The sequence below is a fragment of the Westiellopsis prolifica IICB1 genome (assembly GCF_004323185.1).
GTDB lineage: Bacteria > Cyanobacteriota > Cyanobacteriia > Cyanobacteriales > Nostocaceae > Pelatocladus > Pelatocladus prolificus_A.
Map to the genome: position 1 here is coordinate 1,607,913 of NZ_NAPS01000002.1, position 13,911 is coordinate 1,621,823.

General features: G+C 41.8%; 11 protein-coding genes and 1 tRNA gene. 2 read left to right on the forward strand and 10 right to left on the reverse strand.

Going from position 1 to position 13,911, the window contains the following annotated elements; genetic code table 11:
* Window positions 1–160: 160 nt before the first annotated feature.
* Window positions 161–1,411, reverse strand: coding sequence for a beta-ketoacyl-ACP synthase II (gene fabF, locus B4U84_RS21260; RefSeq protein WP_131120486.1), 1,251 nt, complete (start codon window positions 1,409–1,411; stop codon window positions 161–163).
* Between the two features lie 205 nt (window positions 1,412–1,616).
* The gene (acpP, locus tag B4U84_RS21265; RefSeq protein ID WP_017311151.1) at window positions 1,617–1,868 is read right to left on the reverse strand and encodes an acyl carrier protein; all 252 of its coding nucleotides are present in this window, start codon (window positions 1,866–1,868) and stop codon (window positions 1,617–1,619) included.
* 279 nt (window positions 1,869–2,147) lie between these two features.
* Between acpP and B4U84_RS21270 the strand changes: the two genes are divergently transcribed.
* A complete protein-coding gene (locus B4U84_RS21270) occupies window positions 2,148–3,053 on the forward strand; it encodes a CoB--CoM heterodisulfide reductase iron-sulfur subunit B family protein (protein WP_017311152.1) in 906 nt (301 codons plus the stop codon).
* 152 nt (window positions 3,054–3,205) lie between these two features.
* On the opposite strand, the gene B4U84_RS21275 is transcribed toward B4U84_RS21270, so the two are convergent.
* The 5 genes from B4U84_RS21275 to B4U84_RS21295 all read right to left on the reverse strand — a co-directional run bounded on the left by B4U84_RS21275 (window position 3,206) and on the right by B4U84_RS21295 (window position 9,281).
* Entirely contained in the window at window positions 3,206–4,441 is a 1,236-nt protein-coding gene (locus tag B4U84_RS21275) for an acetate/propionate family kinase (protein ID WP_131120487.1), read from the reverse strand.
* Between the two features lie 152 nt (window positions 4,442–4,593).
* Entirely contained in the window at window positions 4,594–5,232 is a 639-nt protein-coding gene (locus B4U84_RS21280; RefSeq protein WP_131120488.1) for a histidine phosphatase family protein, read from the reverse strand.
* A 188-nt stretch (window positions 5,233–5,420) separates the two neighbouring features.
* A complete protein-coding gene (locus tag B4U84_RS21285; protein ID WP_242677678.1) occupies window positions 5,421–6,587 on the reverse strand; it encodes an N-6 DNA methylase in 1,167 nt (388 codons plus the stop codon).
* Window positions 6,588–6,596: 9 nt separating this feature from the next.
* On the reverse strand, window positions 6,597–8,822 hold the full coding sequence (locus B4U84_RS21290) for a type I restriction endonuclease subunit R (protein ID WP_131120489.1): 2,226 nt from the start codon (window positions 8,820–8,822) through the stop codon (window positions 6,597–6,599).
* A 75-nt stretch (window positions 8,823–8,897) separates the two neighbouring features.
* Window positions 8,898–9,281 carry a hypothetical protein gene (locus B4U84_RS21295; RefSeq protein WP_207390973.1) on the reverse strand — a complete coding sequence of 128 codons (384 nt, stop codon included), beginning with the start codon at window positions 9,279–9,281 and terminating at the stop codon, window positions 8,898–8,900.
* Between the two features lie 265 nt (window positions 9,282–9,546).
* On the opposite strand from B4U84_RS21295, the gene B4U84_RS21305 reads away from it, so the two are divergent.
* Window positions 9,547–10,653: an IS630 family transposase gene (locus tag B4U84_RS21305; RefSeq protein ID WP_131120491.1), complete on the forward strand. Its 1,107-nt coding sequence runs from the start codon at window positions 9,547–9,549 to the stop codon at window positions 10,651–10,653.
* 153 nt (window positions 10,654–10,806) lie between these two features.
* Here B4U84_RS21305 and B4U84_RS21310 read toward each other — a convergent pair.
* The 3 genes from B4U84_RS21310 to dnaK all read right to left on the reverse strand — a co-directional run bounded on the left by B4U84_RS21310 (window position 10,807) and on the right by dnaK (window position 13,723).
* Window positions 10,807–10,878, reverse strand: a tRNA-Gly gene (locus B4U84_RS21310).
* Between the two features lie 100 nt (window positions 10,879–10,978).
* Window positions 10,979–11,626 carry an acetoacetate decarboxylase family protein gene (locus B4U84_RS21315; RefSeq protein ID WP_017311164.1) on the reverse strand — a complete coding sequence of 216 codons (648 nt, stop codon included), beginning with the start codon at window positions 11,624–11,626 and terminating at the stop codon, window positions 10,979–10,981.
* A 189-nt stretch (window positions 11,627–11,815) separates the two neighbouring features.
* Window positions 11,816–13,723, reverse strand: coding sequence for a molecular chaperone DnaK (dnaK, locus tag B4U84_RS21320; protein WP_017311165.1), 1,908 nt, complete (start codon window positions 13,721–13,723; stop codon window positions 11,816–11,818).
* Between the last annotated feature and the right edge of the window lie 188 nt (window positions 13,724–13,911).

Genomic DNA, 13,911 nt, shown 5'->3' on the forward strand with positions numbered 1-13,911 from the left:
ATACGTCTTTTCTGGGGATCGGGGATTGGGGATCGGGGACAAGGGAGCAGGGAGTAAGAAGCAGGCAGCAGGCAGCAAGGAGCTTGGCAAGAAACTTGTTAAATAATTCCCCCTTGTCTGTTTTGTCCCTCGATCCCCTTTCCCCGATCCCTTTTAATTCCTAAACAAATTTTTTAAATGCTAGCGTTACATTATGACCACCAAAACCGAAAGAATTGGATAGTGCTACCTCAACGCGCGCAGTACGACTGACATTTGCTATGTAATCCAAATCACATTCTGGATCTGGGTTTTCCAGGTTAATTGTGGGTGGGAGTCGGTCATTGGCGATCGCTAGTACTGTTGCTACTGCTTCAATGCCACCAGAACCACCCAATAAGTGACCCGTCATAGATTTAGTAGAACTAATTGCTACTTTGTAGGCATGATCACCTAAAGCTTTTTTGATAGCTGCGGTTTCGTTGGGGTCGTTGACTGGAGTGCTAGTGCCGTGCGCGTTGATGTAGTTAACCATTTCTGGAGTTAATCGTGCATCCTTAAGTGCTAATTGGATGGCGCGTGACGCTCCTACTCCACCTGGTTCAATAGAAGTCATGTGATAAGCATCACAGGTCATACCATAACCGACGATTTCGGCATAAATTCTCGCACCACGACTGATGGCGTGTTGCATTTCTTCCAGAACTAAGATTCCTGATCCTTCGCCCATGACAAATCCATCACGGTCTTGATCAAAAGGACGGCTGGCGTGAGCGGGGTCATCATTACGAAACGAAAGTGCTTTACAGGCAGCAAACCCAGCAAAAGATAGAGGTGTAATAGCTGCTTCTGCTCCTCCGCAAATCATTGCCTGGGCATATCCACCTTGAATCAGGCGAAAAGCGTCTCCAATGGAGTTAGAACCAGCGGCACAGGCTGTTACTGAGCAAGAATTAGGCCCTTTGGCACCAATGTGAATTGCTGTGAATCCCGCAGCCATATTGGCAATCATCATGGGAATCATGAACGGGCTACAGCGGTCTGGACCACGGTTAAGGTAAACCGTTTGCTGCTCTTCCATTACCTTTAGACCACCAATACCAGAACCGATGATCACACCTATTTGTTCAGCATTAAGGTCGTTAATAGTTAACCGTGCATCCGCTAGAGCCTGTTTGGCTGCTGAAACGGCAAATTGAGAAAACCTATCCATGCGCTTGGCTTCTTTACGATCCATATAATCGTGTGGATCGTAATTCTTTACCTCACCAGCAATACGGCAAGCGTGGTGCGAAGCATCAAACAAAGTAATTTCGCCAATGCCATTACGTCCGCTTACCAATCCTTCCCAATATTCGACTGGTGTATTACCTATCGGTGTAATCGCGCCAACACCAGTTACAACAACGCGTTTACGTATCAAATCTGTCATGACTAAGTTACAAGTGGCTCTCCGGTAGAACAAAACAGGGATTGGGCATAGGGCATTAGGAATTGCAAATCGGGCATTGGGAATTAAGAGTTGGGAGTTGGGAATTGGGCTTTATTTTGATATCTATTCGCCCTAGAAGGGCGAGGCTGTAAACCCAAATTCTTGGTAATTTTTACAATGCCCTATGCCCTATGCCCTATGCTCTCTATGCGGATGTAGCAACTTCTTTGTCGATGTAGTCCAGTGCTTCTTGAACTGTGGTAATTTTTTCGGCAGCTTCATCAGGAATTTCGATATCAAATTCTTCTTCTAAAGCCATTACTAGCTCAACAGTATCTAGGGAATCCGCGCCTAGATCATTTGCAAAATTAGCTTGTGGTGTAACCTGTTCGGGTTCAACACCCAGTTGCTCAACGACGATTTCCTTAACTTTTTCAAAAATGTCCGCTTGGCTCATAGATTTAATTCCTCAACCAGTTGCTATAGTCCGCTCTTTATGGTTTATGTGGTTTTGAGCATATACATCTTAATCCGAAAGGGCGATCACATACACCCTTTAAACAATTCTGTTTTGCAATTCTTAGTGAAGTACCTACACGCTCCTTGAAGGTCAATGTAGGCTTCCTGTCTCACGCTTCAGCACCAAATGTTTTGTAACCAAAACTAATCAGTGATGAGCAAAGCGATAATAAAACAGTTATTGTCGAGGGATGATACCTCATAATTTACAATTTCTATGCTATCCCATACGTTGAAATACGCTTACTACCCAGGTTGTGTTGCTCAAGGGGCTTGTCGGGAACTTCATCAATCCACAGTTGCTTTAAGTAAAGCATTGGGAATTGAACTCATTGAACTCAAAAAAGCTGCTTGCTGCGGTTCTGGTACTTTTAAGGAAGATTCTCAACTTTTAGAAGATACTGTCAATGCTCGAAATATCTCTTTGGCAGAAGAATTAAATTTACCTTTACTGACTCATTGTAGTACTTGTCAAGGTGTAATTGGTCGTGTTGATGAACAACTTAAAGAATGTCACAAGACAAATCCGGCTTATGTTGGACAAGTTAACAGTTTGCTTCAAAAAGAAGGCTGTTCACCTTATCGGGGAACCACAGAAGTCAAACATTTGCTTTATGCTCTCGCCAAAGATTATGGCTTAGAGGAAATTCAACAACGAGTTAGCCGTAAATTAACGGGACTCAAATGTGCTGCTTTTTACGGTTGCTATCTTTTGCGCGCCCAAAAATTTATGCCTTATGATGATCCCTTCCAGCCAGAAACAATGGAAGATGTATTTCGAGCAGTAGGGGCTACACCGATTTATTACAGAGGTCGTACACAATGCTGCGGTTGGCCTCTAGCTAGTTATGCTACTACCGAGTCCTTCAAAATGGCTGGTAAGCATATTCAAGAAGCCATAGAAGCGGGTGCTGATTGTATGGTGACACCCTGTCCTTTATGTCACCTCAACTTAGATTCTCGTCAACCAGAAGTAGAAAAGGTGATTGGACACAAACTGAGTCTACCAGTTTTACACTTACCACAGTTAGTTGCCTTAGCGATCGGCATTAGTCCGAAAGAACTGGGTTTGGAAAGACACATAGTTTCTACTCAGCCCATCTTGGAAAAGTTAGGGGTGTAGGTAGTTCACGCGCTCAGATTATACTTTTTCATGAAAAACCCCGGTAATTAGATGGCTACCGGGGGAGGAGGTTTTCGCAATTTGCTAAAGGACGGCATATGTTTACAATGTACTTATCAGAATTAGGGAAAGTTGCCAAAATGGCAGATAAATTAATTTGGTGAAGTACTAGTGGTTAATAAATGCCAACATTCCTTTGCAATTGCCCAATCTTCTTGAGTTTGGATCACTAAAACGCGAACACTAGAATCTGCTGTTGCAATATCTTGGTCTTTGGGTGAACCTTGATTTTTAGTTTCATCAAGTTTGAGACCCAAAAATGCAAAAGCTTCACACGCAGCAGTTCGCGTTAAAGAATGATTTTCTCCAATTCCCCCAGTAAATACTATCGCGTCTAATCCAGAGAGTGTAGCCAACATTGAACCAATGTGCGATCGCAATCTATGAATATACATATCAAAGGCTAACTTCGCGCGGGTATTACCTTCACTAATAGCTGTTTGAATCGTTCGCATATCAGCAGAGATACCAGAAATACCTTTCAATCCAGAGTTGTGATTGAGAATATCATCTAATTTGTCCGCATCTATTCCTTGCTGACGGAGAAGGTAAATTAAAATACCAGGATCGAGAGAACCACAACGAGTCCCCATCATTAATCCATCCAAGGGCGTAAATCCCATTGTAGTATCAATACTTTTACCATTTTTAATTGCTGTCAAAGAGCAACCATTACCTAAATGACATGTAATCAGGCGCAAGGAATTTAAGTCTTTACCTAGTAATTGTGCTGCTCGTTGGCTACAATATTGGTGACTAATACCGTGAAAACCGTAACGACGAATATTTTCTTGCTCATACCATGCGTATGGGCCAGGATAAACAGCCGCAGGTAGAGGGATTTGGCTATGAAAGCCTGTATCAAATACTGCAACTTGAGGAGCATCAGGAAATATCTTTTGCGCTGCTGTTATTCCCTCCAGGTTAGCTGGATTGTGAATTGGAGCAAAACTTGCTAAACGTTTGATGGCTGCTTTGACTTCTTGTGTCACCACAGTTGGCTGATGGTATTCCTGTCCGCCATGTACTACCCGATGACCGACTACATCAATTTCTTGAGCTTCTTTGATCACCTTTGTTTCACCCTCAAGCAGAGTCTGCAATAAATGCTCAGTTGCAGATGCATGAGAATCAGCCTGAATTTTTTCATTTAAAACTGCGTCATTAGCAGTTTTAACTTCGAGTTCAGCAAATCCTTGATGATGAGTCCAGTCTACACTAGCTTTCCAAAGCGGCTGTGGTGGATGGTCTGGTAAGCGATCGTCAACAATTTCATATAAACGACTTTTCTGACTACTAGACCCGGCGTTAAGTACGAGGATTTTCATAATATGTCATTAATGTCATTGGTTATTGGTCATTAGTCATTAGTCATTGGTCATTGGGCATGGGGCATGGGGCATTGGGAAAAGACTTGTCAAATAATTCTCCCCACACTTCCCACACTCCCCCCACTCCCTTATCCCCAATCCCCGATCCCCTACGTCCCTGGTCGTGAGCGCAATTCTTCTGTCATGTAATTGCGATCGCCTAATACTTGCAGCATGGGGCCATGAATATCAAATTTAACAATACTGACAGAGGTTGCTGGCATATCGATGCGATCGCGATAGCGTCCTAAATCAATGCCTAATAGGTTGCAAAGTATAATCCGAATGGTGGCTTTGTGAGAAACAACTAAAACGTTACCTTCTGGGTGTTTTTCTGTAATTTCTGTGATCACAAGAGAAGCACGACTAGCAATCTGCACTGCTGTTTCTCCTCCTGTAGGTGGGTTCCAAGCTGGTTCGGCTAACCAACGCAAGTAATCATCAAGATAGTACTGCTTGACAAAATCGACGTCTTGACCTTCCCATTTGCCATAGTTGATTTCTTTAAGTCCGTCTCGCAGCTCCATTTTCATGCCTATAGCGTCACACAATGCCTTGGCTGTGGCAATAGTTCGTTTTTTGGGACTAACATAAATTGCTGTCCAAGGTATGGAACTATATGCTTCGGCGAATGCTTTAGCCATGAGTGTCCCTTCTGGTGTTAACTCCGGATCTAGTTCTCCACAGTATCCCCCAGTCTGGCTGTAAATTGTTTCACCGTGTCGCAGCAAATGTAGTTTTAAAGCCATAAAATATCTCTGAGCACTCTTATTAAGTTAATAGTGTTATAGCTGTTGTGTAAAAAATTTTTTTAGACTTATATTTGCTTTTTTCTTTTCTCGACCAAAACTCACTTCATATTACTCAATACGAATCCGGCTCACAGGGTTATGATAACTTTCAAATAAACTAAGGTTGTGGGGGTTGATGGTTGGTGTCAAAGATGCTTTGTGTCATTCACTGAAATGGTAAAGTAGCAAAAATCAAAAGTATGAAACCTCCCTCGCAACGAATGAAAGAAGCACATTTTTCTGAGAGTTCTAAAACCCGCTACCAAAGATTTCATGATTGCAGCCAAAAACAGCAATTCACTTTTTTTGGAATTTGTCGGTAAATCCCCACGGATAGAATCTTTGGGTAACGTTCCCGCAAAAGGGGGATTATCAAACATCACCTTATAGCGACGGCGCAAATCATCTTCTGTCAGTCCCCCCATATCTGACAACACATTTGCTACCTTCAGCTTGGCGTTGCGAATTCCATGCAGCACCAAATTCATCATCGAAATTCGCATCATCTGGCGGGAGACATCAAAGCCATAAATCGACTCTTCCAAAAGTTTCCAGTCAGGTAATCTATCCCCATTTCCTTTGCGATAAGTCTGGAGATTGGGGATTTGCTGTTTTGCTTGGGCCAAAGTCAGTCCCCGTTTTTCCAGCCAATCTTCACCGTAAATCGGCACTTCTATGGGATTTTCGCTGTACTTAGCCAAAATATACTCAATACTATCAATTAAAAATCCTGCTGTTCCACAAGCCAAATCACAGATAGTATCCCCCAAATCTGGGTCAACCATCTCCACCATAAACGCCCGTATCTGTCGGGGAGTACGGAATTGACCATTAAGCGCAGATTGACCTAAATGGGTTAACAGGTACTCAAAAATATCACCTTTGACATCCTGACCCATTTTGAGGAAATCCAAGGTATCCAGTTCATCAACTACCAACTTGAGAACATTCGGGTCATTAATTTCTAAAACCGCATCCCGGAAATATTCTGCCACTTTTGGCTCATCTTTCAGCAAAGAATTCGCCATATACGGGAAAACCTCATCCCGCAGAAAGTCGCGCAGTTCAGTACCACTTTTGAAACGCCATTTTGACCAGCGATAGCGTTCTGCTTGCTGGGGAAATAGTAATTTAGCATTACCATTATTACCCGTCAGACGGGCGCGTAACTCCCGATTTGCTTCTTCTTCATCCAACAACTTTAGGTATATGAGGTAAGAAATCTGCTCAATGTAAGTGACAGGATTTGTTACCCCACCAGCCCATAAAGTATCAGTAATATGCTTGAGTTTGCGACGAATTTCTTGATCCATATTGTTCTTTTAACCCTCTGTACCTGTAGCATCCACCGTAAACACAGAGCGGTTTAGTTCATCAAAAATATCCCGCAATCCCTGCTCACCAAACAGTTCTATACCTAAACCAGCAGCATTGAGAACTGAGAGGGGTGGCAAGAATAAATCATCTATGGTTAGCTGACCTTTGGCAATACCCCGATTTTTCAACAAAGAAAGATACTGAGCTTGCGCTGGTGCGAAAGAGTGAGAAACTAACCAAGCTCTAAAGTTTTCTTCCAGTAATTCTTCGTGGCTTTTAATCTTTAATGTTCCCAATGCTGCCCGAATAAAATCAATCAGGCTACCATTATAATTTCGGTAAGCTCGTCGCAGGTTCTCTTCATTAAAGTAATATCGGGGCATATTCAAACGCCGCACCAGTTCCGTTTCTTCGGTTTCCGTCAACAATTCTCCATCTCGAATTTTCTGGAGTGTTGGATCATTATTAACAGCAGATTGAATAGTTTGCTCCCAATTAGTGACATAATCCCGCTTATCAACCCGCTCCCCTTCTGTACCTACTTCTACATAACTGACATATTGCTGCCATCTATCCCTAAGCCCTAATTCAATTAATTCTGACCGAAGACGGGATTGTTGCTGGTTGCTTCTAGTTGATACATGACCTCGACCAGTTTCAGCATAAATATCAGTATCGCTGTCATTAAAATATTGGTGATTTCCGAAGAAATCATAAATAACAAACTTGCGTTTATCAATATGTGGCGCAGTCCTTGTCCCCCGTCCACGAATCTGTTGATAAAGAATTGGACTCCGCACTGTTCGACACATAACTAAATGCAAAACTTCCCGGCAATCAAAGCCAGTATTGAGCATATCAACACTGACTGCAACTTGGGGGTAATCCTCATATTTGAACTGACGAATTAAGTCATCAGCATTATAGACATCACTGGTAATTACCTCAGCGTAACGACCCTTACATTCTGGATGTAATTCGTTAAGATATCTTGTCAACCGTGCCGCATGATTTTTTGTCAAAGCAAATACTATTGATTTACCAGGCCCAATCTTTTGTCCTGGTGCTAATTCTTGATAATTCTCCCAAGCCAATCTATCAAATTCCTGCATCATTAGGCGGTTACTCGCCTCATTAGTCCATTTGCGTTCAAAGGCTGCTGGGTCATAATAAACCTCATCAACTTCAGCACCTTCAGCAATAATTTCAGTGATGCCAGTGGCAAACCGATAGGGAACAAGATACTTTTGCTCAAATGCTGTTTGGATAGAGTAAGTAAAATCTGGCTGCTCATTCCGGCAGCTGTAGAAATCAAAAGTGTTACGTTCAATGTAAGCTGCTGGCGTAGCAGTTAAACCAATATGAAACGCATCAAAATGTGTAAGTGCAGTCTGCCAAACACCATAAATCGAACGGTGACATTCATCAGCCACAACAACATCAAAATAGCCACTAGTAAACTCCCGATAACGGCTAATCATTGTTTGGAGTAAGCAAACTGTAATTTGCTGCTCTTGCCGGATCACACTCGGCTTGAGCCAGTAGCTACCATACTGATTTAAAACATCTTGAATTGCTTCTAATGCCTGTTTTGCTAATTGCTCCCTATCTACTAAAAACAGAATTTTTTCTGCATATCCTGATTGAATTAGGCGTTTTAATTGCAGACAAATTAAATCAGTTTTCCCTGTCCCAGTTGGCAGTTCGAGTAAAAATCGCCGTTTGCCCAATTCAACCGCATGGTCAATAGCTTGCATAGTTTCCCTTTGATAGGGACGAACTAAGCGAATTTCACCCTGTCGAGTGTAATATTCAGGAATTTCAATAGTAGCTAGGGGTTGACGGGTTGAGCGCATTTCCAGCAATCGCTCTAAATCTCGCCGTGAGAAAAAAGAATTAACAATCCGCGCATCATCGTTTTGATAGTCCCAGAAATAAATCAGTTCGCCATTACTGAGGAAAATAAATGGTGCTTCCAGCTTCCGAGCATAGGGAAGTGCTTGATTTTTAGCAACATAAGGCTCAATCGCACGCTTTTTAGCTTCAATCACAGCCAAGGGACGACCTCTTTGGTCAAGCAGTACATAATCGGCTCTACCTCTCCTACCATCTGCCATTTGAGCCGAAACCTCAGTCATTACCTGAGATTTATCAGCCGGGTTCCATCCTGCTTGGCGGAGAAGATCATCAATATTAATACGTGCGTCTGTCTCTTTGCTAAAGTCGCTCATCAAATCACTCCTGTCTTACCAAAGTTAGCACGAAGCTCTCAGCGTAAACACCATTTTTGCTTTATCTCAGAAGTTTTAACTTTTTCCCAACTTCAGCGCCAACTTTTGATAAATTTGGTCCAGCCAAACGGGAATCACAGGTTTACCTTCATCCAAAGATGCGATCACCTTTTTTCTGTCAAACTCCACAAGCTCAAGCGATACCTTCTCTTCTCCTGTCGGAAACGCTGCGCGAACGAGAGGCTCCGCCAACGGTACGCCTAACGGCGATCGCTCCTGTGTTTCTGACAACAATATAAAGCGTCTACCTGTACCTGAAGTAAATAACTCTGGCTCTTGGTCTTTCTGCTTTTTCAAGGTTTCACAGGTCAACCAGGAAGATTTTACACGAGTGCGATCGCCACAGTGAATTACATCTACAAATCTTGGTTTGGGTTGATGAAGCGATCGCAGTCCCAACTCGAAGGCAAAATTTGCTGGTGGGAAATGGTTAAAAACGGCTGCAAAATCAAATTACGTGAGGGTTTCAATACCCCTCACAGCTAGAGGCGGGTTGAAAGTTCAACAAAATATAGTTTTCTAGCCAAGAGCTAGATGAGACTAACTGTATCTGCAATGTTTCAAAGTTTATAGAAAGTTTATAAGTGGGTTGAAAGGAATAAGCTGCTACGCAGCTTGATTGTATAATATAAGATTTAGTAACAAGCGCGATCGCCAGCCACGTATGCCAGCAAAAAACCATCTTTCTCAAGAGCAGAAGGAACGGCTATTGAAAACGTTAAAAGAGCATGAAAATCCCTATGTAAGAGAGAAGATTTTAATTTTATTGTTGATGAATGATGGAAAAACTTACCAAGAGATTAGTAATTTTTTAGATATTGCATATCCAACAGTAGCGTATTGGGCGGTTCACGGCGACCCAGAAACAAGTGAAAGTTTCTTAGATGGAAGAAGAGAAGGAAATTTCCGTAAAGTTACTAAAGAATATGAGGATTTGTTATTAGAAGTTGTTGAACAAGACCCAGGAGAATATGGGTATGAATTTGGTCGATGGACAGCAGCAAGACTAGCAACATATCTAGAAAAAGTAACAGGAATTAAGTTAAGTGGTTCTCAAGTCAGGAGAATATTAGAGCGAAAAAAGTACGTTTACCTCTGGGCAAAGTACAGCCTGGAGGACAAACAGAATCCGGAAAAACGTAAGGCGTTTAAAGAAAAATTATCAGAATATCTAAGAATAACTAAGGAATCTCCAGAACGTTTACAGGTATGGTTTTGGGACGAAAGTGGATTTAGTTTAAGAGTGATAAGAAGAAAAAATTGGGGTAAGAAAGGTACAAGAAAAAAAGTTACAGGACAAAGGAGAAGAGGAAGGGTAAATATTATGGGAGGGTTACGTTATCATGACAAAAAGAGAATGAATTTTGTGATTAAAAAAGGAAATGCAGATGTATTTTATGAGCAGATTAAATTATTGAACAATTTTCTCTTGCAAGAATGGTTAGAGCAAGGAAAACCAATTGAAGAATTTAAAGATGGTTCGGCGAAAATAGTTATTATCCTAGATAATGCTAGTTTCCATAAAAGAAAAGATATTTTAGATAAAATTGAGTCAGAAATGCCAAATATGATTCTAGAATTTTTACCACCGTATAGTCCAGATTTCAATTTAATTGAACTAGTTTGGCATTCGGCAAAAGAATATATAGCTCATAGATTATTCGAGTCAGTATCACAGTTAGAAGAGTTGTTAAATAAATTGCTAAATGAAGGAGGTCTTATTATTAAATGGGAGCGCAAGATTAAAAATAAAGGAAATGCTGTTTATTAAATTTAGCTGCGTAGCAGCTTATCACCTTCCCAATTTCTATTATTCTAGAAATTCAATCAAAACTGAGGTTTTATAGAATCAAGTTCCGCATAATAGAATAAAGGGAAGATTGTTGTTGAAAAGGACAGCAATTTGGCAAACGACAACAGTTAAAGCGGGTGATGGGACTCGAACCCACGACGTTCACCTTGGGAAGGTGACATTCTACCACTGAATTACACCCGCAAAAGGATTTAGCATAAATCAAGCTAAAGGCTATTATACTACTAGTTTTTTATTTTTAAGCACTAAAGTGCTTACTACAAGCACCTACTCCCAAAGCCAACTAAACTGCAACTTCAATAATTCTTTGTCCCAAGACTTGTGGTGCTTCTACATTCAAAGTCATGCGATCGCACCGAAACGTCACAAAAGGCTGACCCAAACCTATCTCTGCAAAAGGACTTTCAGCAGGAACTTCTAATTTAGAACCAACTAAACTCAAACGCGATTCTAATTCAGCAGAAAATAAAAGCAAATCTGAATTCATCATACTAAAACTAGACCCGCTAAATTTCTGCGGCCATGCAAACCAAGGTTGATTAGATTTAAAAGAACATAGCGTCCTATCCCCTTGAAGGACAATAGCAGAGCTATTATTTTCCCAGGTAAAATTAGCTAACTCTTTTGGTAGTCCCCAAATTTCCCGACCACCAGCTACAGAATCGGGATTATCTACATAAATATGGGAAACCCAGCCACCAATTTTGCCTTGATAACTTACAGTTGCGGATACAACAATTAGCTCACTATACTCTAATACTGACTCTGAACTGTAATAAGAGAGATACACAGCACCCAACGTTCTACCAGGCCAAACAGTCTTAATTTCTAACTCTTTGGGAATTAAATGGCGAACACGGTTAACATCTAGTAAATGCGAAGTTAGTAGAGCATAGCCTTTTAAGATCCAAGGTGCTGCTGGATATGACATTTTAATCTCCTGTAATGGAAGGGAACAGAGACAACACAAGGGGAACATAGTACCTATCATCCAAGCATCCAACAAAAAAATGACCACCCAAAGACATATCTTGAGTGGTCATTGTTAATAAATATTTGTTGTTTGTTAATAGTTACTTATTGGTGGTTGTTCCCAACAATGAACAACCAACAATCAACATTACTTAGACTCTGTGAAATCAGCGTCAATCACATCATCACCAGTACCACCAGTGGAGGAAGCACCACCATCTGTAGTACCAGCAGCATCAGTAGGCGCACCACCACCAGCTTGCTGATAGATGTTGCTACCAACAGCAAACAACGCTTGTTGCAATTCTGGCATTAATTTCTTGATTTGCTCATCGTCATCTTTGGTGATTGCATCGCGCAGGTCTTTGACCAAACCTTCAACTTTGGTCTTATCAGCTTCTGGAACTTTATCGCCCAACTCTTGCAATTGTTTTTCAGCTTGGTATGCTAAGGAGTCAGCTTGGTTCTTGCGATCGATTTTTTCACGACGATCTTTGTCAGTAGAAGCGTTTTGTTCAGCTTCACGTACCATCCGTTCAACGTCGGATTTATCTAGAGTCGAAGCACCAGTAATGCTAATAGACTGTTCCTTACCTGTACCCTTGTCTTTAGCAGTTACGTTCAAGATACCGTTGGCGTCAATATCGAACACAACTTCGATTTGAGGTACACCACGGGGTGCAGGAGGAATACCATCAAGACGGAAGGTTCCCAAGCTCTTATTATCGCCTGCCATTTCCCGTTCGCCTTGGAGGACGTGAATTTCAACGTTGGTTTGACCATCCACCGCGGTAGAGAAGACTTCTGACTTCTTGGTAGGAATAGTGGTGTTGCGAGGAATAATCTTGGTCATAACACCGCCCAAGGTTTCTACACCCAGAGACAAAGGTGTTACATCTAACAGTAATATACCTGTAACATCACCAGCAAGGACACCAGCTTGAATTGCAGCACCAACTGCTACCACTTCATCAGGGTTAACGCTTTGGTTTGGATCTTTACCTAGAATCCGTTTGACTACGTCTTGAACAGCGGGGATACGAGTAGAACCACCCACTAACACAACTTCATCAATATCGTTCTTGCTTAACTTCGCATCGCGTAGGGCGTTTTCTACAGGGATACGACAACGGTCAATTAAGTCAGAACAAAGTTCTTCAAACTTAGCCCGTGTCAGAGTCATATCCAAGTGTTTGGGGCCGTCTTGAGTAGCAGTGATAAATGGTAGGTTAATTTCGGCTTGGGTAACGCTAGAAAGTTCAATCTTGGCTTTTTCCGCTGCTTCTGTCAGACGTTGTAAAGCTTGTCTGTCTTTACGTAAATCAATACCTTCGTCTTTTCTGAATGCTTCTGCTAAGTAGTCAACAATTTTCTTATCAAAGTCGTCACCACCAAGGTGGGTATCACCAGAAGTAGCGAGTACTTCAAATACGCCGTCGCCTACTTCCAAGATGGATACGTCGAATGTACCACCACCAAGGTCAAATACGAGGATTGTTTCGTTGCTCTTCTTATCAAAACCGTATGCTAGAGAAGCGGCGGTAGGTTCGTTGATAATCCGTAATACTTCAATACCTGCAATCTTACCAGCGTCTTTGGTCGCTTGGCGTTGGGAGTCGTTGAAGTAAGCAGGAACAGTAATAACAGCTTGGGTTACAGTTTCACCGATATATTTGCTGGCGTCTTCTACCAGCTTACGCAGAACTTTAGCAGAAATTTCTTCTGGTGCAAACGCTTTTCCGGCTTGGGGACAATCTAATTTAACGTTTCCACCGCTTTGGATAACTTTATAAGAAACTTCTGTTGCTTCGTTTGTAACTTCTTCGTAGCGGCGACCGATAAATCGTTTTACAGAATAAAAAGTATTTTCGGGGTTCATCACCGCTTGGCGCTTGGCGATTTGACCAACCAAGGTATCGCCATTTTTGGCAAACGCCACAACTGACGGTGTTGTCCGAAAACCTTCAGCGTTAGCAATAACTGTAGGTTTACCACCTTCCATTACTGCTACGCAGGAGTTTGTCGTACCTAAGTCAATTCCAACTACTTTTGCCATTTTAGGTGCTGGCTCCGTATAACTACAAATGAATGAATGGGATATAAAGGACTAATTTTTGAACTAACTGGTTTATTGAAAGCAGCTAGTTCAGCATCAATACCTTTGGTTTGTACTTGGGCAAAACCCAATATTATGCTGATATATATACTGAGCCTGTGTAGCCAGTCGATGAAGGGTGGTTTTCC

Excerpts from the sequence above, each read along its gene's own strand:
- fabF (WP_131120486.1), bottom strand. The coding sequence starts at position 1,411 with ATGACAGATTTGATACGTAAACGCGTTGTTGTAACTGGTGTTGGCGCG.
- acpP (WP_017311151.1), bottom strand. The coding sequence starts at position 1,868 with ATGAGCCAAGCGGACATTTTTGAAAAAGTTAAGGAAATCGTCGTTGAG.
- B4U84_RS21270 (WP_017311152.1), top strand. The coding sequence starts at position 2,148 with ATGCTATCCCATACGTTGAAATACGCTTACTACCCAGGTTGTGTTGCT.
- B4U84_RS21275 (WP_131120487.1), bottom strand. The coding sequence starts at position 4,441 with ATGAAAATCCTCGTACTTAACGCCGGGTCTAGTAGTCAGAAAAGTCGT.
- B4U84_RS21280 (WP_131120488.1), bottom strand. The coding sequence starts at position 5,232 with ATGGCTTTAAAACTACATTTGCTGCGACACGGTGAAACAATTTACAGC.
- B4U84_RS21285 (WP_242677678.1), bottom strand. The coding sequence starts at position 6,587 with ATGGATCAAGAAATTCGTCGCAAACTCAAGCATATTACTGATACTTTA.
- B4U84_RS21290 (WP_131120489.1), bottom strand. The coding sequence starts at position 8,822 with ATGAGCGACTTTAGCAAAGAGACAGACGCACGTATTAATATTGATGAT.
- B4U84_RS21305 (WP_131120491.1), top strand. The coding sequence starts at position 9,547 with ATGCCAGCAAAAAACCATCTTTCTCAAGAGCAGAAGGAACGGCTATTG.
- B4U84_RS21315 (WP_017311164.1), bottom strand. The coding sequence starts at position 11,626 with ATGTCATATCCAGCAGCACCTTGGATCTTAAAAGGCTATGCTCTACTA.
- dnaK (WP_017311165.1), bottom strand. The coding sequence starts at position 13,723 with ATGGCAAAAGTAGTTGGAATTGACTTAGGTACGACAAACTCCTGCGTA.